Source organism: Bacillus sp. JFL15, from assembly GCF_001184225.1.
Classification (GTDB): domain Bacteria; phylum Bacillota; class Bacilli; order Bacillales; family Bacillaceae; genus Bacillus; species Bacillus siamensis.
In genome coordinates this window covers 474,814-492,613 of sequence record NZ_KQ236689.1, presented here as the reverse complement: position 1 = coordinate 492,613, position 17,800 = coordinate 474,814, and the positions used below count along the sequence as shown (strand labels likewise).

Genomic DNA, 17,800 nt, shown 5'->3' with positions numbered 1-17,800 from the left:
AATATAAAGCGTTTTCAATAGTACGGTAATTTATATTTTAAAAATTGAGAAAACTGTGAACATCTACTATAATTAGTCTATAGATAAGCAAAGGGGGATGTTGCATGAATTTGAAAACGTTGCCAGCGGAAAAGGGGAATTATCATCTGCAAAATTATGAGGAAACATACCGCAGCTTCGATTGGAAAGAAGTCGAGACGGAGTTTTCCTGGCATCAGACCGGAAAGCTGAATGCCGCGTACGAAGCGATTGACCGTCATGCCGAATCATTTCGCAAAAACAAAGTAGCGCTGTATTACAAGGACGCAAACCGGGAAGAAAAATACACGTTTAAAGAAATGATGGAGGAATCGAATCGGGCGGGAAATGTGCTGAGACGGTATGGAAACGTTGAAAAAGGGGACCGCGTTTTCATTTTCATGCCGCGTTCGCCGGAGCTTTATTTTATCATGCTCGGCGCAATTAAAATCGGTGCGATTGCCGGCCCTTTATTTGAAGCATTTATGGAAGGCGCCGTGAAAGACCGCCTGTTGAACAGCCAGGCCAAGGTTGTCGTGACAACACCTGAACTGGCTGAACGGATTCCGGCGGACAGCCTGCCCGACCTGGAGCATATCTTCATTGTCGGCGGCAGCAAAGAAGCCGGAGATAAAATCATTCATTATGATAAAGCGGCTGAAGGAGCAAGCACGAGACTTGATATTGAATGGATGGACAGAAGAGACGGCTACCTGCTTCACTATACATCAGGGTCAACAGGAACACCTAAAGGCGTGCTTCACGTTCATGAAGCCATGATTCAGCAATACCAGACCGGCAAGTGGGTGCTAGATCTTAAAGAGGACGATATATATTGGTGCACGGCGGACCCGGGCTGGGTGACCGGGACGGTGTACGGGATTTTTGCGCCGTGGCTGAACGGAGCGGCGAATGTGATCGTCGGGGGCAGATTTAGTCCGGAAAACTGGTACGGCACGATTGAAAAGCTCGGTGTGAGCGTCTGGTACAGCGCTCCGACCGCTTTCAGAATGCTTATGGGCGCCGGAGATGAAATGGCGTCCAAATTTGATCTTACTTCACTTCGTCACGTCCTGAGTGTCGGAGAACCTTTAAACCCGGAGGTTATTAAGTGGGGACATAAAGTGTTCGGCAAGCGCATCCATGATACGTGGTGGATGACGGAAACAGGCGGACAGCTTATCTGCAATTATCCGTGCATGGAGATCAAGCCGGGTTCAATGGGGAAACCGATTCCGGGAGTGGAAGCGGCGATCGTTGACAACCAAGGGAATGAGCTTCCGCCGTACCGAATGGGGAACCTCGCCATTAAAAAGGGCTGGCCGTCCATGATGGATTCCATTTGGAATAACAAAGAAAAATATGAATCTTATTTCATGCCGGGCGGCTGGTATGTTTCCGGAGATTCAGCTTATATGGATGAAGACGGTTATTTTTGGTTCCAAGGCAGAGTCGATGACGTCATTATGACATCCGGCGAGCGCGTCGGCCCGTTTGAAGTCGAAAGCAAACTTGTTGAACATCCGGCAATTGCCGAAGCCGGTGTCATCGGAAAGCCGGATCCTGTCCGGGGGGAAATTATTAAAGCATTTATCGCGCTCAGAGAAGGGCATGAGCCATCCGATCAGCTGAAGGAGGACATTCGTCTTTTTGTAAAACAAGGGCTGGCTGCCCATGCCGCACCGCGGGAAATTGAATTCAAAGATAAACTTCCAAAAACACGGAGCGGAAAAATCATGAGGCGTGTGCTGAAGGCGTGGGAGCTGAACCTGCCGGCAGGCGACCTGTCCACAATGGAAGATTAAAGAGACGGCGTTGACATCACATCTTATTTATGTTAAAAATGAGTAAGCTTCATACGAAAAGGTTTTGATTGAGACAAGTAGGATATCTGATTGTTCCAGAGAGCTGATGGCCGGTGAAAATCAGCACATAAGATATGCCGAATACACTCATGAACCGCTTTTGCGAACAAAGCCCTTCCAAGGCTTTCAGTAGTGGAAGAACGGACACGGTCCGTTATCAAAAAGAGTGATAAAAGCTTTTTTATGCTTTTATTAGTAGGGTGGTACCGCGATTATATCGTCCCTTCGTTTTAAACGAAGGGGCGTTTTTTATTTCCATAAAAAAAGGAGCAGACAAAATGACTAACTTATTGGAAGATTTATCCTTCCGCGGCTTAATCCAGCAAATGACGGATGAGGAAGGACTGAATAAACAGCTGAACGAAGAAAAAATCCGTTTATACTCAGGTTTCGACCCGACGGCGGACAGCCTGCACATCGGACACCTTCTACCGATATTGACACTGCGCCGTTTCCAGCTTGCAGGCCACCATCCGATTGCGCTTGTAGGCGGAGCGACGGGGCTGATCGGCGATCCGAGCGGTAAAAAAGCAGAGCGCACGTTAAATACTCAGGATATCGTTGTCGAATGGTCGCAAAAAATTAAAAACCAGCTTTCCCGATTTTTAGATTTCGATGCAGGAGAAAACCCAGCTGTCATAGCGAATAACTTTGACTGGATCGGAAAAATGAGCATCATTGATTTTCTCCGCGACGTCGGAAAGAACTTCGGAATCAACTACATGCTTGCGAAAGATACTGTAAGCTCAAGAATTGAAACCGGAATTTCTTACACGGAATTCAGCTACATGATCCTGCAATCCTACGATTTTCTGAATCTGTACAGAGAAAAGAACTGCAAACTCCAAATCGGAGGCAGTGACCAGTGGGGCAACATCACGGCAGGTCTTGAACTGATCAGAAAATCGGAAGAAGAAGGGGCGAAAGCGTTCGGCCTTACCATTCCGCTCGTCACAAAAGCTGACGGCACGAAATTCGGCAAAACAGAAGGCGGCGCGATTTGGCTTGATAAAGAAAAGACATCGCCGTATGAATTCTACCAATTCTGGATCAATACAGATGACCGTGACGTCGTCAAATATTTAAAATACTTTACTTTCTTATCAAAAGAGGAAATTGAAGCTTATGCTGAAAAAGCGGAGACGGCTCCAGAGAAAAGGGAAGCGCAGAAACGCCTTGCTGAAGAAGTGACTGTACTTGTACACGGCCGTGAAGCGTTTGAGCAGGCCGTTCATATTTCTCAGGCGCTGTTCAGCGGCAATATTAAAGAGCTTTCCGCTCAAGACGTCAAGGTAGGTTTTAAAGACGTGCCTTCACTTGAAAAAGACCGCTCTGAAGAACTGTCTTTAGTAGACGTGCTTGTGGAATCTAAGTTGTCGCCTTCAAAACGGCAGGCCCGCGAAGACATTCAAAACGGGGCTGTTTACATTAACGGAGAGCGCCAGACGGATATCGGTCATCTGCTGACGGCGGAAGACCGCATCGAAGATCAATTTACCGTACTGCGCCGCGGAAAGAAAAAATACTTCCTGATCACATACTGAAAATAAAGAGCAGTCCGGCCGCTCAATGCGGCAGGCTGCTTTTTTATGTTTTGCGAATACTGCACCGGGAAATGAGTACAGTACGTAGTATAAGCAAAACAGGGAAGGGGCGCTGCGCCATGAATTTCATGTTTACCATTGCGAAAGAAAGATTGCAGCTGGATCATTGGGAACAGCAGCAAAGCATGAACGCCGAAGTCAAAGCCGAAGAAACTGAGGCGGAAGAAGAAAATCCGACCTCATAAAACAAAAGCCTCCATTCCCAAGGGATGGAGGCTTTTGTTTGTCACCATATCAGTCTGACGGCGGCCATCAGTACGACACCTGTAATAACCGTGATGGATAAGCTTTTCGTCCGCATTGCGCAAAGCAATGTCGGGATGAGGACGATCATTGCTTTCCAATCAAAGGTCAAAGTGCTGTTTGTTTTTACGATCATGCTTTCCGTTACCAAGGCGGTCAAAATACAAAGCGGAATAAAGGAGAGCCACTTTAAAGCCAATTCCGGCATCTGAATGTTCCGGACAAATATAAAAGGAACAATGCGCGGCACAAGCGTAACAATCATGCAGCCGAGTATAATCCAGATCATTTGCGTGCTGATGCTCATTTGTCCGTCACCACCCCGATTGTTGCCACAATTACGGTTGAGACGATGACCGCGATGTGTGACGGGACGAAATACGATAACAAGATCATAAAAATGATCATATAGAGAATAAGGGAGAGGCTGTGTTTCAGCTTTTCCGATGCGGACGACTGCAATTGCAGCACTAAAAGCGCCGCAAACATAGCGGGCAAAGCAAAGTCCAGACCGAGGGCGTAAGGATCAGATATCCATTGTCCGAGAAGCCCGCCCATCACACAAGAAATAACCCAGCACGCATAGGCGGTTATATTGAGGCCATTCATCCACTTATCGTACAGCCTGCCGTTCTGAACCGCCTTGTTCACTGCTACCCCGAAAGATTCGTCAGTAAGCAAAGCACCGAAGCCGATATTCTTCACCAAAGAGTATTTTGTGAAATAAGGCGCGATGGTCAGGCTCAGGAGCAGGTGCCGCAGATTGACGATGAACGTCGTTAAAATAATGGCAGAAATCGGACTCCCGGAAACAAGAAGTGAGCAAATAATAAATTGGGCGGCGCCGGCATAGACCAATAAGGATAACAAACAAATTTCAAGAATACTGAGGTGTGAGGCAACGCCAACAATGCCAAAAGCAAAACCGACACTCATATAGCCCAGCAGTGTAGGCACACAATCCCGCACCCCCTGTAAAAACGTATCGTTCATTTCCCGGGAAACGGCTGTTTTTTGCACTTCTGTCTGAATCATTTTTATACTCCTTCCTTAGAGATTATAATGATAACGACTAATGAAAAAATCAAAGAAAATACGGCTCACATTTAAATGAAACGATTTCCGGTGACGACATGAAATAACGCATGGTTTTGTTTCATCAGACCTTCAACTTTTTCAGCTCCGACTTCTTTCACAAGCTCCGCAAACATCAGGTCATGCCTCATATATTCCATGGCCACGAGAACGAGAGCGGGATCTTCTGTTTTAATGGCCCAGGCATTCGTCTGCGGGGAAAAATTGGCGATTAAGACTTCTTTATTATCCCGTGCTGCTATCGTTAATCTTCCGCCCATGCGTTTTTCCGCCACTTCAGGAGACATATTATGATGTGTCGTATTTCCGAGCTTCACTTCCGGAGGGCCGAACACAATCGAAAAGACGGGTAATTTTTCGGCGGCGCGTTTGTTAACGGCCTCTTGAATAAAGGGAATCTGCTGTTCCCAGACAGACAGCCATAACTCTTCCTCGGCTTTTTCAATCATATCCTTCAATTCATTGATGACATGATCATTTGTGCTGATGCGGCGGATGACATTCATCTCCTGCTCGCTTTCAAGCGCCAATAATTTCTCTTCAAGATAGCCGAAGGAGCTCTCGAAGTCATGCCGCAGCCGATCGATTAATTCCTTTCCGGCAAGCGGGGCATATGTAACCGGATCAGACGGCACAATATAGACAGCGCCTTTATCAACTAATTTTCCCAATACTTCATAGATCATTGAGCGGGGGACGCCTGACCTTTTACTGATTTCATATCCGGTAACAGGCGAGTGTTTCAACAATCCGATATATGCTTTGCATTCGTATTGAGAAAATCCGAATTTCTGCAGTTCTTTCAGAACATCCTCCATAAACATCCTCCATAGTGGTTATTCATGAAACTACTATAATGTAAGCGGTTGTATGTTGTCAATGGGACTTGAGTGCTGAAAGAACAATTCGCTTGTGTTGTCGCTTTCCAACTTATTTTGGGGTGAGTTACTTGTATGGCTCTTGTGAAAAACGTTGCCGTAGACCCACACGGATGCCATTTGATACGATAAATTCATGAAGTCAAAAAGAGGAGGATCACGGTGGAAAACACCTCTAAAATCGCTTTTTTATCAGTGATAAGCAATTCTCTGGTCGTCATGCTCAAAATAGCGGTAGGCATGGTAACCGGGTCTGTCGCAATACTTTCCGAAGCCATTCATTCTTTTTTAGATCTGATCGCCGCTTTCATCGCGTTTATTTCCGTCAGGATTTCAAAAAAGCCGGCTGATACAGGGCATCCGTACGGCCATGGAAAGGTCGAGAATCTGTCCGGAACGATCGAAACAATGCTGATTTTTGCGGCGGGGATTTGGATGATATATGAATGCGTTCAAAAACTGGTAAACCCGGAGCCTGTTCATCTGCCGGTATTGGGAATCGTTGTGATGCTTGCGGGAGCTCTTATTAATTTGATCGTCTCGAAATTAGTAAAAAGAGAAGCTGTAAAGGTTAATTCCGTGGCAATGAAATCAAATGCCCTGCACTTACTGACTGACGTGTACACATCATTAGGCGTAGCGGCAAGCCTTTTGGTCGTTACATTAACGAAGTGGTACATACTTGATCCGATTATAGGTATGGTGCTGGCGGTGTATATCATATATGAAGCGTTTAAATTAATGAAAGAAGCATTTCCGCCGCTGATTGACACCCGTTTGTCAGAGGAGGAAGAAAAAACAATTTTAGAGATTATCGAAACATTCCATCACGAATTTATTGAAATTCACGATTTTCGCACAAGGCGGTCCGGCCCGCAGGAGTATATTGATTTTCACATGGTCGTGGCGTCTCACGTGACGATTAAAGACGTGCACGACTTGTGTGACCGCATTGAAAGGGATATTACGGATGAATTTAAACAAGCACAAGTGATGATTCATCCCGAGCCGGAGAGTGAAAGGAAGAAATAAATCTGTTCTTGTATTTTGCGTTTTAACAGAGAGGCCCGTTTACACGGGTCTTTTTGTTATGTAAATGACTATTTCTATCACGGATTGAGAGAGAAGCTTATACAAGAGAGACTTTCATTTCATACGTTATGGTGTAAAGAAAAAGGGAGGTGAATACGATTGAACGCTATTTCTGTTAAAGAAATTGAACATGGAGTCGCCGTTGCTCATAGAGAAGGGTTAGGGGAGTATTTGCACCAAGAACCGGTTTCCAGAAAAAGCAAGCGCCGTTCACGCAGCCAAAAACGGACGCACCGGACACACCGTTCACGCAGCAAAAAACGGACACACCGGACACATCGTTCACGCAGCCAAAAACGGACGCACCGGACACACCGTTCGCGCAGCAGAAAACGGACGCACCGGACACACCGTTCGCGCAGCAGAAAACGGACACACCGGACACACCGTTCGCGCAGCAGAAAACGGACACACCGGACACACCGTTCACGCAGCCAAAAACGGACGCACCGGACACATCGTTCACGCAGCAAAAAACGGACACATCGCACAAGACGGTCCCATCAGAAACGACGCTCTTCCCGCAAACGCTGTTTTAAATGCTGACTGTAGAAACGATGATATATGATCTGCTATAATGGCAATAAAGGGACTGGATAAAAACTCCAGTATCACCTGCGGACACTGAACTGACAACATGACGCTGTTTGTTCGTGTCCGTTTTTGATTTTTGAACAACATGCCGAAGGATAAAACAGGAAGGGATGACGCCGAATGAAGCTGAATGAGGAAATGTATCAAGACTCTGAAGGAGAAACAATCTATTCGCAGGATATCAGCAGCAAGCTTTTGCATATTACGGACAGCGGGCATATCAGCGTTGACTTCATCAGCATAAGCAGGCTGCGGAAGGCTTCGAAAATCGCGATCTTAGGTGACAGCGTCGCCCGGGGGCTGCGTGCGAAATACAGCTTTGGTGACATTCTGAAAGACCGGACAAACGCCGAAATCACCAATCTGTCTGTCAGCGGCGTCAATATGAGTAACAACGGAAACGATAACATTTATCAGCAATCGCTTAAAACGTCGGGACAAGATGTCATTATCGTGCAGGGAACAGATGATGATTGGTGCGGCCACATCCCCATCGGCACAGATGAAAAAGATATCACTTCATTTTACGGAGGTTTCTGCCAAGTCATTCAGCAGCTCCGCAACAGAAATAAAGGCGCGAGCATCATTGCAGTGACCCCGACGAAACAGGCGAAAATGTCAAACGGAAAAATCGTCCGCCGTGATACTGATAAAAATAAACTGGGTTTGAAGCTGGCTGACTATGTGAAAGCCCAGAAAGAAGCCTGCACCCTGCTTTCTGTACCGTATGCCGACCTATTTGATACAGATCTCATCGACCCGTATAATCCCGCTTTCCGTAAAATGTGCATGTCAGAAGGCCTTCATCCGAACGAGACAGGGCATCAAATTATCTTTCAGGAAATCTGCCGAAATTTTTATTATTACTACGGATGAAACAGCACTGAAAGGTTATTTTCGGCTTTTCTCTTCTAAAAGCTTAATCATTCTTTGAGTTGCACGCCGTTGCGCTCTTAAAAGCGAGACGATATTTCCGGTAAAACCGTTTAAAATGATAAGCAGAAAAATGATTATCCACATAAGCGAACCTCCCGTCGAGTGTTGAAAAACCCACTCTTTATTTTACTTATTATGGATGAGGGAGAGAATAGGTCTAACTATTGGTGTTTCTTTATAAATCCATAAAAAAATGCACAGACTGAACTGGTCTGTGCATTTTTATTCGCTTATTTCAGCAGATTCAATGATTCGCGATTAAAGGCTTCCAAATCGTCAGGTGTTCTGCTTGTTACAATGTTATGGCTGACAACGACTTCTTCATCTTTATAATTTGCGCCGGCATTGATTAAGTCTTTGCGGATGCTGCGGTATCCCGTGATATCTTTTCCTTTCAGAAGGTCGGTATCAATCAGCAGCTGCGGGCCGTGGCAGATCGCAAAAACGGGTTTCTGATTTTCCACGAATGCTTTAGTAAATTCACCCGGGCGGTCATCTCCGCGAAGCAGATCCGGTGAAAAGCCTCCAGGAATTAATAACGCATCGAATTCAACGGCGTCTGCGTCTGAGATCGCTTGATCGATCTTTACTTTTTCACCGTGCTTGCCGGTCACTTCTTTTCCTGCTTCCAAATCTATGGTCACCACACTGTGGCCTGCTTTTTTAAATGCTTCTGCCGGGCTTGTATATTCAATATCCTCGAATTGGTCTGTTATCAGAACTGCGATTTTTTTGCTCATCATCATGCCTCCTGTGTAGTTTGTATATGACAAGGATATCAGGCAAATCGCGCTCTCTCAACGTATTTGCTTGGAGATAAAGCATAAAAAAGACCCCTCTGAAAAAGAGAAGCCAAAAATGTACGGAGGTCTGCTGAAACTTGCGTGTTTAACTTGAGATAAGGCAAGAAATCGAACCAATTACTTTTTGTGTCTTTTTTTATGCTTTTTACATCCGCATTTCCCGGGATCGCCCGGATCAATAACCTCATGAATTGTTTCTTTCTGATATACGTAAACCACTTCTTTGTCAGTATACGTGTCAGTCACAATATACTTAGGGTCACAGTAATATACTTTCGATTTTTTACCCATTCATCTCACCTCCCGTACTTTATTAAATGCTGACAACGGACAAGTACACCACGGCAAGTCCACATTTTGAAGTTTGCCATAAGGGGCGGATAGTATCTGTATGGTTTTTCCTGAATTCGCTTCAAATTGGGATGGTTAACGCTTTTTAATCAGGGAAATTTATAAAAAAGAATTCAACATCATTCTTTTCTCAGTTCAACGAGATGCTGACATCTTTGGAGGGATTTCTGAATGCTCGATGAAAAAACAATTGAAATCGTTAAAAGCACAGTGCCGGTCTTAAAAGAGCATGGTGAAGAAATCACAGGACGATTTTATGACCTGCTGTTTCAGCATCACCCTGAGCTGCTGAATGTCTTTAATCAGACGAATCAAAAGAAAAAAACCCAGCGTACAGCTTTGTCGAATGCTGTGATCGCGGCCGCCGCCAATATTGACCGCTTGGAAAACATCGTTCCCGTCGTGAAACAAATCAGCCAAAAACACCGGAGTATCGGAGTTAAGCCCGAGCATTACCCAATCGTTGGCAAGTACTTGTTAATCGCGATAAAGGATGTGTTAAAAGACGGAGCTTCTCCTGAGGTCATTCAGGCATGGGAAAAAGCATACGGCGTCATTGCAGACGCATTTATCGGTATTGAGAAGGAGATGTATGAACAAGCGGAAACACAAAAAGGCGGCTGGAAAGACTATAAGGCGTTTAAAATTGATAAAAAAGTAAAAGAAAGCAAAGAGATCATGTCTTTTTATTTAAAACCGGAAGACGGACAAGTTCTCCCCGAATTCAAAGCGGGACAATATATCAGTGTAAAAGTATACATTCCGGATACGGGTTATACACATATCCGCCAGTACAGCCTATCCGATGTGTCCGGTAAGGATTATTACCGGATTTCCGTGAAAAAAGAAGGGGTTGTTTCCTCTTATCTGCATGACCAATTACATGAAAAAGATTCAATTGAGATCAGCGCTCCGGCCGGTGACTTCGTATTAGACCCTGCTTCCAAAAAGAATCTTGTTCTCATCAGTGCCGGTGTCGGAATTACCCCGATGATCAGCATGTTAAAGACGGTTGCCAAAGCCCAGCCGCAGCGAAACGTTCTCTTTATCCATGCGGCAAGGAGCGGCGAGTATCATGCGCTGCGGCATGAAGCTGAAGAAGCCGCGGAACACTCATCTGTTGACACCGTCTTTATTTACAGTGAGCCGTCCGAACAAGACCGTTCAGAAAACATTCGTTTTCGGGAAGGCCGGATTGACAAACAGCTGTTAGAAGAAGTGATGACAGATAAAGATGCTGATTTTTACCTGTGCGGATCACCGTCGTTCATTAAAGAAATGAAAAAGCTGATTTCCGAATTCAATGCACCGCCGGAATCGATTCACTATGAATTATTCGAACCGCAGCTGAGTATGGTGTGATTGAAGAAGGAAGACGATGATTTTAATGTATGAAGCACCCGGATTGGGTGCTTTTTTTATTCTCTTGCAAGGAAGGTTCCGCTGCCCACAGACAGGGAAACAAAGATACAAATCAGGGTAAGGTCACCCGCATTAAATGGGATGGAGGTGAATTGTCTTATTGAATATAAGTCCAAGACGGAAAGCCTGTTGGCGCTGAGGAGGAAATAGCGTGAAAATAGGGAGCGTCTTATCAGCAGAAAAAAAGCCATGTGCAGTATGCAATAGAAGAAATAGGGAAAGCAGGATGAGTCCCTACTTTCTCTATTTCTTCGTGATACCGTAATATAAAATCACTATCTCGCCAATGGCAAGTACTATACGAATGATAATTAATTTGGATTGCAGCATACTATCCGTTAAATTTCATTTAAACAGACTGGGTAGAAAGCACCAAAAAGAACACTTATACACAGAATATTCTTCTTTTTACATCATAATAGATAGTATTCAATAATTCATCTCTAATTTGTTTTTTTACAAAAAGAACCAGTCGTACATCAGCAACTAGTTCAATTTTTGTTAGGATTAGAATTTGATAACTCTATATTTATAATACTTTGGTTTCCAGTCTAACTCTAAATGTGCATACAAGTGTGCACTTGAATGTGCAGAGTATCTTGGATATCCTTTATATACATCATAGATAACTGCTGTATGCTTCCACTTTTTTGATGACTTAGAATACATTTGAATAACGTCACCTGTTTTCACATATTTGGAAACAGCCTTGGGGCTCGTTAAATTGTAGACTTTGTGTTTTTTAGTTCCTGCCCAATATGAATAGAAATCTGAAACCACAGTCCATGAAGTTGAATACGTTCTAGCTGAGCTTTTAGGTACTGATTGATTGTACCAACCTTTAGTTGTTTTATGGTGACCCCGATTAAAACTGAATCCTGTGGTATTCATAGGCATACCACCAGCTAAAACTACTTGTGAAGCATAGTTGGTACAATCTCCTCCACCACTACTTTCCCCATAGTATCCATATTTACTCGTCTTCTTATTCCAATTATTAACCATATATTTTTTGGCCGCTGATCTATTATAGCTAGAGCTTAAGAGTGAAACCAAAAATGAATTGGAGTTGGTACTCGCAATGTAGTCAATAGGAATTTGTTCTGATTCCTCTTTGATTTCTTCAACTTTTTCTTCAGCTTGCTTGTCTTTTTTTATATTCTCTTGTTGTACTTGTTTAACAGTTTCATTTTCCACTTTTTTAGAAAGGTCAAAGTTTTCAAGATCTACTTCACCATTCTCATCCTTTTTTTCTTCCTTGGCAGCGTATTTAGCCAATTCCTCTAAGTAAGTATCAGAGTAGACTTCCATTAAAGAAAAATTGTAGCCTGATTTTGTTATTTCATCAGCTTTTTCATTAATTCTTTGAAGAAAATTAATGTAATCCTGAGAATTAATGTTATAATTCAAATGTTGTGATTTTAAGTACTTTTGTACTTCGGTTTCCCCTTGCTTAACTGTTAAATTCTCATTTGTAGCTTTAACTGCTTGGGCATTATTAAGAAAAGTAAAACTCAAAACTGATGTTACTAAAAGACTCAATGCAACTTTTTTCATTTGTTTCTCCTTTTTTGTATTTATGGTACTATTATATAGTAATTACTTTTAAAGGGAAAATCAATACATTTTTTGGAGGTTGTTTATGAAGAACGAGTATAAAAGGCCCGTTTTATTTACAGTTTCTGCTTTGGTGATCATTTTCCTAGTGTTTTTTTCATTAAAAATCTATAACCATTACAATCTCGAATATCCTAACTGGGAGGGTAAAAGTAAGGATCATAACTGGGAGGTAGTCTTTAAAAAGAATGAAGATGCTCCAAAGGAGTTCAGTGGGGAGATCCTTTGGATTGGCGATAAAGATAAAACTGATAAAACTTATATAGAATCCATAACAATAATGAAAGGTAATAAAACACTTCTTGATTCTTCAGATTTTAACAGCGATATCCCTTTGAAAGATTATTCAGGTGGTACCTCTAGCGATGGATCAGCTAAAGAAAAATCATTTTCATTTTTAGAACGCTTAGAAGAATCTGATCTAAAAGGATCTAAGATAACGGTTCAAGTGAAATGGAAACAAGATAACCAATCATTCAGTACGGAAAAGTTCGTTCTTTCAAAGAAAACTATATTTAATCACTAAATTTATTGAGTTTATTCTAACCAGTTCTTAATCTGAACTGGGAGAAGATTTAATTAAATAAGTCCAAGACGGAAAGCCTGCGGACACTGATCATTGTACAGATTTACTGTGCTCTGATTGGTGTCCGTTTTTTGTTTTCCGAAAGCGGCAAAGAAATGCTCATATAAATGCGTAGGGTTCATTTCCTAAAAGGCGGGGAAATGGGGTTGGCAAAGGATGAAACGTGCCGGGATCGGCGATGTGATAAGAGAAGAATATAAATGCCCTTGTGGAAGTGGGCAAGTAGTTTATGGAAAAGAAAATATTCCTAGTTTCAGAAGTATCGAGATTGATTGTTACTGTAAGCAATGTAATGAAAAATACGATTTCGGTAGAGGAACGGCAACATTAAAAAATAATTATTAGTTTGAATTGCGCTCCTTCGGGAGGGCTTTTTATGTTCTCTGTAAACTGCGTCCGGTAAATCGTTCGACAAAATTCGTGAATGGTTCCATTATCATACTCTTTTACCGATAATATCAGAGAGGAGATGATATTATGAGCACAGATATAATAGTTGCTATAATAAACGGCTTGGTGACAATTTTAGTCGGAATTATTACAGCTCGTGTTGCTTATTTAGGCTCAATGAGAGGTGCAAAGCTTCAAATTGAAAAGGCCAATGCGGATGCCGAGAGAGTTAAGAAGGAAGAAGAGGAATTAGCCAAGAAATTTATAAAGTCATTCCTATACATGGAAATAACGGAAAATATAAAAAAGATTAGTCCGCAACAAATTAGATCAATTAGGGAGCGGGCAGAAGACAAAGTAAGTGTATCAACTTATTTAGAAATAAAACCCAAACTTAGCTTTGACACTTACAATGAAGTAAGACATACACTCAATAAAATTAACGATGTTTTGTTTGTTGCCGAAGTACTTAGAATTTATAAATGTTTTAAAATTTTGAAGGACAATGGCAAACTGAATGATAAAAGCGTAGTAGTAGCAGGAGAAATATATGATGCATTGCAACATTGGATTAAAAAGTTACACATTGAGGAGCATCTTGAATAGAGATGCTTTTTTATATTCTCAGTATACTGCTTCCGGTAAATCGTTCGACAAATTACGTAAATGGTTCCATTTTAACTCTCTATTGCTGATAATAAGGTGAGGAGGTATAAGACTTGGATTTTAAATGGTTATTTACTTGGATGACTAATTGGATAAACGACAATATACCAGAAAAAATGCAGCCAGCTATTTTAACTTCTGCTACTACTCTAATTGGAGCATTTATTGGTGCTTGCGTTGCACAATATTTTTCTCATCGGCTTGGGTTAAAAAGAGAAAAAAAGAGTAATCAGCGAATTTTTTACAATGAATTATTTGCACCTATTTTGCTTAAAATGTACACATATTGTGACTATGTTACGGAATTTAACAAGAGAATTTTGAAAGATGATCATCCAATTGATGAAAATCAACTATTATGTGAAATAAATGATCACATTGGTAAAAATCTAAAGCATGCATCTCCTAAAATAATTAATGCATACAATAAACTGAAACAATTTGAATATGTTGACGATATGTTAGGAAAAGGCGAGGATATTGCACAATATCATCTTTTTGAAGAAATTCTGAATGAGTTAATTAAGATAGCTCCTTATGATCGCAAGTCTAAGAAAGAGATATCAAAGTATCGTACTATGTATTTTCTTCTAAAAGTACTAACATATTTACATGGAAAGAAAAGTGCCGCTCAGTTTTTAGAATGCAGATTTATATTTAAGAAAAATAAACTTTATAGCAAACTTACTTATAAATATTTATCTTTTTTCTTTGAAATAAGATATATGCCATTTGTTCATTTCTTTTATAGTGTAGATATTTACTATAATCATTTAGATATATTAGTGAAGAAAAAAGATAGACCATTTGCTAAGCCTTTTTTTAAGGTCAGAAGAGATTTGGAAGAAATGGAGTATAGTAAGATAATGAATCCATGAATCAACATAATACACCACTATGAGTCTTTCCGAATGGAAAGACTTTTTATATTCTCTGTAAACTGCATCCGGTAAATCTCAGGATAGACTACTGGCTGTTAACAGTCCGAGTACGGGAGAAGTTTAGAAAGAATATGATTGGAGGGAGTATATGAAAACAATTAGTCAAGCCTTTGAGGAATGAGGAAAGAATATGAGATGTGCAGCTGAAAGAATGCCAACGCCCAAGCCGCTTTCCACAGAAGCTTTTATTATGTTGAGTAAAGGAGATAGAGCGTGGAAACAATTTATGCGCACCCATTTTTGAGACGTCATGGTTTATTTCGCTCACGTGCTTCTGCTTATCGTGTGTAGTCTGTTCAGGTAAATCAGAAAAGGAATAAGCATGGCAAGGCAACGTGACGAATTAGACAAAATTTATAATACAGCACGCTGGAAGCGAGTAAGAAAAGTCGTTCTGAGTAGGGATGGCTATTTGTGTTGTGAGGACGTTGTCGTGGATTAATAACGGAGGCAAATACCAACACATTAAGAGATGATCCAAGCGTGGCATTTAATCTTGATAATCATAAAACGATCTGTTTAAAGTGCCACAACAGGAGGCACCTGGAAATAAGTGGTGGGGAGGAGGAATAAACGATTATATGTAAGTAACACTTATAGCGGAAAATATGGAAGGGTTTTTCTCCATAATAGAGAATTTTTAGGGAAGGATATTAAAGCAGGTAAAACATATTTAAAGTCGTATTACCCTAAAAAGACAAAGTTTTTTATGTCCCAACATACTTCGGTAGCCGGCTGGAAAGCTTCACTTCCAGATGATTCCACTTGAATGTTGGCTCCTGCTCTTGCGAATAAAATAGCATTGCTCTAATAGTAAGAGGTGGCTCAATGGCAGTTTTTGTTGAAAAAACGCTCCAAGGTCTAAAAGAATTAATTGATGAAAAAGGCCGCTTGAAAATTTTAGGGAATGAAGGAACGCTTTTAGAAACAGAATGTACTTTCTCTAAAGGCGCAACAGATCTGGAGATTGAGAGTTTTGAGAAGAAAATAAAAGTCTCACTTCCTGAAGATTATAAAACCTTTTTAAAATTGCATAACGGAGCCAGAATATTTGATTTGTTGATTTACGGTGAGAATGTGGGTGGGGGTTTGCATATTCTTAATTTAGAAGAGATTGAAAAGTATATGCAAAATGGTTTTTTAGAGCCTCAGTTTATTCCTGTCGCACATCTGTTAGACGGATGTTATTTGTTAATTGACAAAACCAAAATTTCCACAGATCCAAACTATTTATGGTTCCGCGGATTTATTGAGTATGAACCAATGCAACTTAATTTTGAGATATTCTTAGATAGGTATATTTTATCTCAGGGATCAAGTTTTTGGGAATGGAATATCTATACTGCTGAGAATTATTACAGAACTCACCAGAGTGATGAGCTTTAAATCATCCGTATACGGCCGATTTCAGCCCATCAAAATAACCAGCAGGAACAATAATGCCTTATAAAAGAAGTATTGAATTTCCTAAACATGCTATTTTAGCCGAGGAGAAAATGAGGCACCTGGAGGGATTATATTTGAAAAAATTGATTCTTTGTACAGCCCTAACCTTCGTTACGTTAAGTGGTTTAGCTGCAGTTAAGATTAATCAAGAATCATCAGATGTTAAAATAATAGAGCGCCCGGTCGGTACTCTAAAATTAGCAGAGCGGCCAGTTGGCACATAAAAAAAGCCCTGGACAGGGGCTTTTTTTAATAAAGAGAGGGGGCATCTGTCCACCATTCTGACAGCCCAAAAGAAAAACCCTAGAAATGTTGATATAACAACGTTTCTAGGGTCTAATCCAATGCTCTTTAAAGAGCATTTTACTTAACGAGAGTAGAACTCAACGATAAGCGCTTCGTTAATTTCCGGAGCAAGCTCAGAGCGCTCTGGAAGACGAGTGAATGTACCTTCAAGCTTTTCAGCGTCGAAAGTAAGGTACTCAGGAACGAAGTTGTTTACTTCTACAGATTCTTTGATGATAGAAAGGTTTCTTGATTTTTCGCGAACACCGATTGTTTGACCAGGTTTTACTTGGTAAGACGGAATGTCAACGCGGCTTCCGTCAACAAGGATGTGACCGTGGTTAACTAATTGGCGTGCCTGACGGCGAGTGCGCGCAAGACCAAGCTTGTACACAACGTTATCAAGACGTGCATCTAAAAGAATCATGAAGTTTTCGCCGTGTTTACCAGTCATTTTTGCAGCTTTGTCAAACAATGTACGGAATTGACGTTCGTTTACACCGTACATGTGACGAAGTTTTTGCTTTTCTTGCAATTGCAAACCGTATTCTGATAGTTTTTTACGCTGTCCCGGACCGTGGGGACCTGGTGCGTAAGGGCGTTTTTCTAATTCTTTACCTGTACCGCTAAGAGAGATTCCTAAGCGGCGGGACAGTTTCCATGATGGACCTGTATAGCGAGCCATAATGTGACTCCTCCTTTGGTTTTATTTTGTGGAAAATAAAAACCGTCTGTTCGATCCGACCGTGCACATTTTGTTTTCATGTATCCTCGCTCCAGCAGCAGAGAGTTACACGATACACCTTACAGCTAAGGAACAAAATGCAAACACAGAAGCTGAACAAAAAGGCTGCAATATTTCACACAAAGAACATTATATGATTTTTCTCCGCCGCCGTCAACCATTTCTCCATGAAGACTGCCGGTTTATGATATAATGTACAAAAATGAGTAGTACATGTTTAGGT

General features: G+C 41.6%; 21 protein-coding genes and 1 other annotated feature. Of the genes, 13 read left to right on the top strand and 8 right to left on the bottom strand.

Going from position 1 to position 17,800, the window contains the following annotated elements:
• The first annotated feature begins 104 nt into the window (after positions 1–104).
• The 3 genes from acsA to sr7p all read left to right on the top strand — a co-directional run bounded on the left by acsA (position 105) and on the right by sr7p (position 3,672).
• Positions 105–1,823, top strand: coding sequence for an acetate--CoA ligase (gene acsA, locus AD710_RS02370; RefSeq protein ID WP_049627184.1), 1,719 nt, complete (start codon positions 105–107; stop codon positions 1,821–1,823).
• Between the two features lie 55 nt (positions 1,824–1,878).
• Positions 1,879–2,111 (top strand) — a binding site (T-box leader).
• A 50-nt stretch (positions 2,112–2,161) separates the two neighbouring features.
• The gene (tyrS, locus tag AD710_RS02365) at positions 2,162–3,427 is read left to right on the top strand and encodes a tyrosine--tRNA ligase (protein ID WP_016938554.1); all 1,266 of its coding nucleotides are present in this window, start codon (positions 2,162–2,164) and stop codon (positions 3,425–3,427) included.
• A gap of 119 nt (positions 3,428–3,546) precedes the next feature.
• Positions 3,547–3,672 (top strand): small protein SR7P, encoded by a 126-nt coding sequence (gene sr7p, locus AD710_RS20170; RefSeq protein ID WP_269430476.1) that lies wholly within the window; start codon positions 3,547–3,549, stop codon positions 3,670–3,672.
• Between the two features lie 41 nt (positions 3,673–3,713).
• Here the strand turns inward: sr7p and AD710_RS02360 are convergent, their stop codons facing one another.
• From AD710_RS02360 to AD710_RS02350, 3 genes are all read right to left on the bottom strand, one after another.
• Complete coding sequence (locus tag AD710_RS02360) at positions 3,714–4,037, bottom strand: AzlD domain-containing protein (RefSeq protein WP_016938556.1); 324 nt, start codon at positions 4,035–4,037, stop codon at positions 3,714–3,716.
• Entirely contained in the window at positions 4,034–4,765 is a 732-nt protein-coding gene (locus tag AD710_RS02355; protein WP_016938557.1) for an AzlC family ABC transporter permease, read from the bottom strand. The genes AD710_RS02360 and AD710_RS02355 overlap by 4 nt, the downstream gene beginning before the upstream one ends.
• Before the next feature lie 71 nt (positions 4,766–4,836).
• Positions 4,837–5,643: a TrmB family transcriptional regulator gene (locus AD710_RS02350; protein ID WP_049627183.1), complete on the bottom strand. Its 807-nt coding sequence runs from the start codon at positions 5,641–5,643 to the stop codon at positions 4,837–4,839.
• Between the two features lie 222 nt (positions 5,644–5,865).
• Here AD710_RS02350 and AD710_RS02345 point away from each other — a divergent pair, with 222 nt between their 5' ends.
• The 3 genes from AD710_RS02345 to AD710_RS02335 all read left to right on the top strand — a co-directional run bounded on the left by AD710_RS02345 (position 5,866) and on the right by AD710_RS02335 (position 8,265).
• Positions 5,866–6,735 (top strand): cation diffusion facilitator family transporter, encoded by an 870-nt coding sequence (locus AD710_RS02345; RefSeq protein ID WP_049627182.1) that lies wholly within the window; start codon positions 5,866–5,868, stop codon positions 6,733–6,735.
• 159 nt (positions 6,736–6,894) lie between these two features.
• Positions 6,895–7,341 carry a CotG/ExsB N-terminal domain-containing protein gene (locus tag AD710_RS19465; protein WP_049627181.1) on the top strand — a complete coding sequence of 149 codons (447 nt, stop codon included), beginning with the start codon at positions 6,895–6,897 and terminating at the stop codon, positions 7,339–7,341.
• Positions 7,342–7,509: 168 nt separating this feature from the next.
• Entirely contained in the window at positions 7,510–8,265 is a 756-nt protein-coding gene (locus AD710_RS02335) for an SGNH/GDSL hydrolase family protein (protein ID WP_016938561.1), read from the top strand.
• A 15-nt stretch (positions 8,266–8,280) separates the two neighbouring features.
• Here AD710_RS02335 and AD710_RS20165 read toward each other — a convergent pair whose 3' ends face one another.
• The 3 genes from AD710_RS20165 to AD710_RS19745 form a co-directional block, all read right to left on the bottom strand.
• Positions 8,281–8,409: a hypothetical protein gene (locus AD710_RS20165; protein ID WP_269430475.1), complete on the bottom strand. Its 129-nt coding sequence runs from the start codon at positions 8,407–8,409 to the stop codon at positions 8,281–8,283.
• A gap of 146 nt (positions 8,410–8,555) precedes the next feature.
• Complete coding sequence (locus AD710_RS02330) at positions 8,556–9,065, bottom strand: type 1 glutamine amidotransferase domain-containing protein (protein ID WP_016938563.1); 510 nt, start codon at positions 9,063–9,065, stop codon at positions 8,556–8,558.
• A 180-nt stretch (positions 9,066–9,245) separates the two neighbouring features.
• On the bottom strand, positions 9,246–9,419 hold the full coding sequence (locus AD710_RS19745) for a hypothetical protein (RefSeq protein ID WP_016938565.1): 174 nt from the start codon (positions 9,417–9,419) through the stop codon (positions 9,246–9,248).
• Positions 9,420–9,650: 231 nt separating this feature from the next.
• On the opposite strand from AD710_RS19745, the gene hmpA reads away from it, so the two are divergent.
• Positions 9,651–10,841 carry an NO-inducible flavohemoprotein gene (gene hmpA, locus AD710_RS02325; RefSeq protein ID WP_049627180.1) on the top strand — a complete coding sequence of 397 codons (1,191 nt, stop codon included), beginning with the start codon at positions 9,651–9,653 and terminating at the stop codon, positions 10,839–10,841.
• Between the two features lie 567 nt (positions 10,842–11,408).
• Here the strand turns inward: hmpA and AD710_RS02320 are convergent.
• On the bottom strand, positions 11,409–12,458 hold the full coding sequence (locus AD710_RS02320) for an amidase domain-containing protein (RefSeq protein WP_049627179.1): 1,050 nt from the start codon (positions 12,456–12,458) through the stop codon (positions 11,409–11,411).
• An 85-nt stretch (positions 12,459–12,543) separates the two neighbouring features.
• Between AD710_RS02320 and AD710_RS02315 the strand changes: the two genes are divergently transcribed.
• From AD710_RS02315 to AD710_RS19935, 6 genes are all read left to right on the top strand, one after another.
• On the top strand, positions 12,544–13,044 hold the full coding sequence (locus AD710_RS02315; RefSeq protein WP_049627178.1) for a DUF4944 domain-containing protein: 501 nt from the start codon (positions 12,544–12,546) through the stop codon (positions 13,042–13,044).
• 216 nt (positions 13,045–13,260) lie between these two features.
• Positions 13,261–13,449, top strand: a complete 189-nt coding sequence (locus AD710_RS18855) for a hypothetical protein (RefSeq protein WP_082197854.1) — start codon at positions 13,261–13,263, stop codon at positions 13,447–13,449.
• 132 nt (positions 13,450–13,581) lie between these two features.
• Complete coding sequence (locus tag AD710_RS02310) at positions 13,582–14,100, top strand: hypothetical protein (RefSeq protein ID WP_049627177.1); 519 nt, start codon at positions 13,582–13,584, stop codon at positions 14,098–14,100.
• Positions 14,101–14,213: 113 nt separating this feature from the next.
• On the top strand, positions 14,214–15,038 hold the full coding sequence (locus AD710_RS02305) for a hypothetical protein (protein ID WP_049627176.1): 825 nt from the start codon (positions 14,214–14,216) through the stop codon (positions 15,036–15,038).
• A gap of 891 nt (positions 15,039–15,929) precedes the next feature.
• Positions 15,930–16,487, top strand: a complete 558-nt coding sequence (locus AD710_RS02295) for an SMI1/KNR4 family protein (RefSeq protein WP_049627175.1) — start codon at positions 15,930–15,932, stop codon at positions 16,485–16,487.
• A gap of 53 nt (positions 16,488–16,540) precedes the next feature.
• Positions 16,541–16,771: a PhrK family phosphatase-inhibitory pheromone gene (locus tag AD710_RS19935; protein ID WP_049627174.1), complete on the top strand. Its 231-nt coding sequence runs from the start codon at positions 16,541–16,543 to the stop codon at positions 16,769–16,771.
• Positions 16,772–16,914: 143 nt separating this feature from the next.
• On the opposite strand, the gene rpsD is transcribed toward AD710_RS19935, so the two are convergent.
• Positions 16,915–17,517: a 30S ribosomal protein S4 gene (gene rpsD / locus AD710_RS02285; RefSeq protein WP_003152406.1), complete on the bottom strand. Its 603-nt coding sequence runs from the start codon at positions 17,515–17,517 to the stop codon at positions 16,915–16,917.
• Positions 17,518–17,800 lie beyond the last annotated feature (283 nt).

Coding starts and splice junctions, on each gene's coding strand:
- hmpA (WP_049627180.1), top strand. CDS start 9,651: ATGCTCGATGAAAAAACAATTGAAATCGTTAAAAGCACAGTGCCGGTC.
- AD710_RS19745 (WP_016938565.1), bottom strand. CDS start 9,419: ATGGGTAAAAAATCGAAAGTATATTACTGTGACCCTAAGTATATTGTG.
- rpsD (WP_003152406.1), bottom strand. CDS start 17,517: ATGGCTCGCTATACAGGTCCATCATGGAAACTGTCCCGCCGCTTAGGA.
- AD710_RS02320 (WP_049627179.1), bottom strand. CDS start 12,458: ATGAAAAAAGTTGCATTGAGTCTTTTAGTAACATCAGTTTTGAGTTTT.
- AD710_RS20165 (WP_269430475.1), bottom strand. CDS start 8,409: ATGTGGATAATCATTTTTCTGCTTATCATTTTAAACGGTTTTACCGGA.
- AD710_RS18855 (WP_082197854.1), top strand. CDS start 13,261: ATGAAACGTGCCGGGATCGGCGATGTGATAAGAGAAGAATATAAATGC.
- AD710_RS02355 (WP_016938557.1), bottom strand. CDS start 4,765: ATGATTCAGACAGAAGTGCAAAAAACAGCCGTTTCCCGGGAAATGAAC.
- AD710_RS02310 (WP_049627177.1), top strand. CDS start 13,582: ATGAGCACAGATATAATAGTTGCTATAATAAACGGCTTGGTGACAATT.
- AD710_RS02350 (WP_049627183.1), bottom strand. CDS start 5,643: ATGGAGGATGTTCTGAAAGAACTGCAGAAATTCGGATTTTCTCAATAC.
- AD710_RS02315 (WP_049627178.1), top strand. CDS start 12,544: ATGAAGAACGAGTATAAAAGGCCCGTTTTATTTACAGTTTCTGCTTTG.
- acsA (WP_049627184.1), top strand. CDS start 105: ATGAATTTGAAAACGTTGCCAGCGGAAAAGGGGAATTATCATCTGCAA.
- tyrS (WP_016938554.1), top strand. CDS start 2,162: ATGACTAACTTATTGGAAGATTTATCCTTCCGCGGCTTAATCCAGCAA.
- AD710_RS02295 (WP_049627175.1), top strand. CDS start 15,930: ATGGCAGTTTTTGTTGAAAAAACGCTCCAAGGTCTAAAAGAATTAATT.
- AD710_RS02335 (WP_016938561.1), top strand. CDS start 7,510: ATGAAGCTGAATGAGGAAATGTATCAAGACTCTGAAGGAGAAACAATC.
- AD710_RS19935 (WP_049627174.1), top strand. CDS start 16,541: ATGCCTTATAAAAGAAGTATTGAATTTCCTAAACATGCTATTTTAGCC.
- AD710_RS02360 (WP_016938556.1), bottom strand. CDS start 4,037: ATGAGCATCAGCACGCAAATGATCTGGATTATACTCGGCTGCATGATT.
- sr7p (WP_269430476.1), top strand. CDS start 3,547: ATGAATTTCATGTTTACCATTGCGAAAGAAAGATTGCAGCTGGATCAT.
- AD710_RS02330 (WP_016938563.1), bottom strand. CDS start 9,065: ATGAGCAAAAAAATCGCAGTTCTGATAACAGACCAATTCGAGGATATT.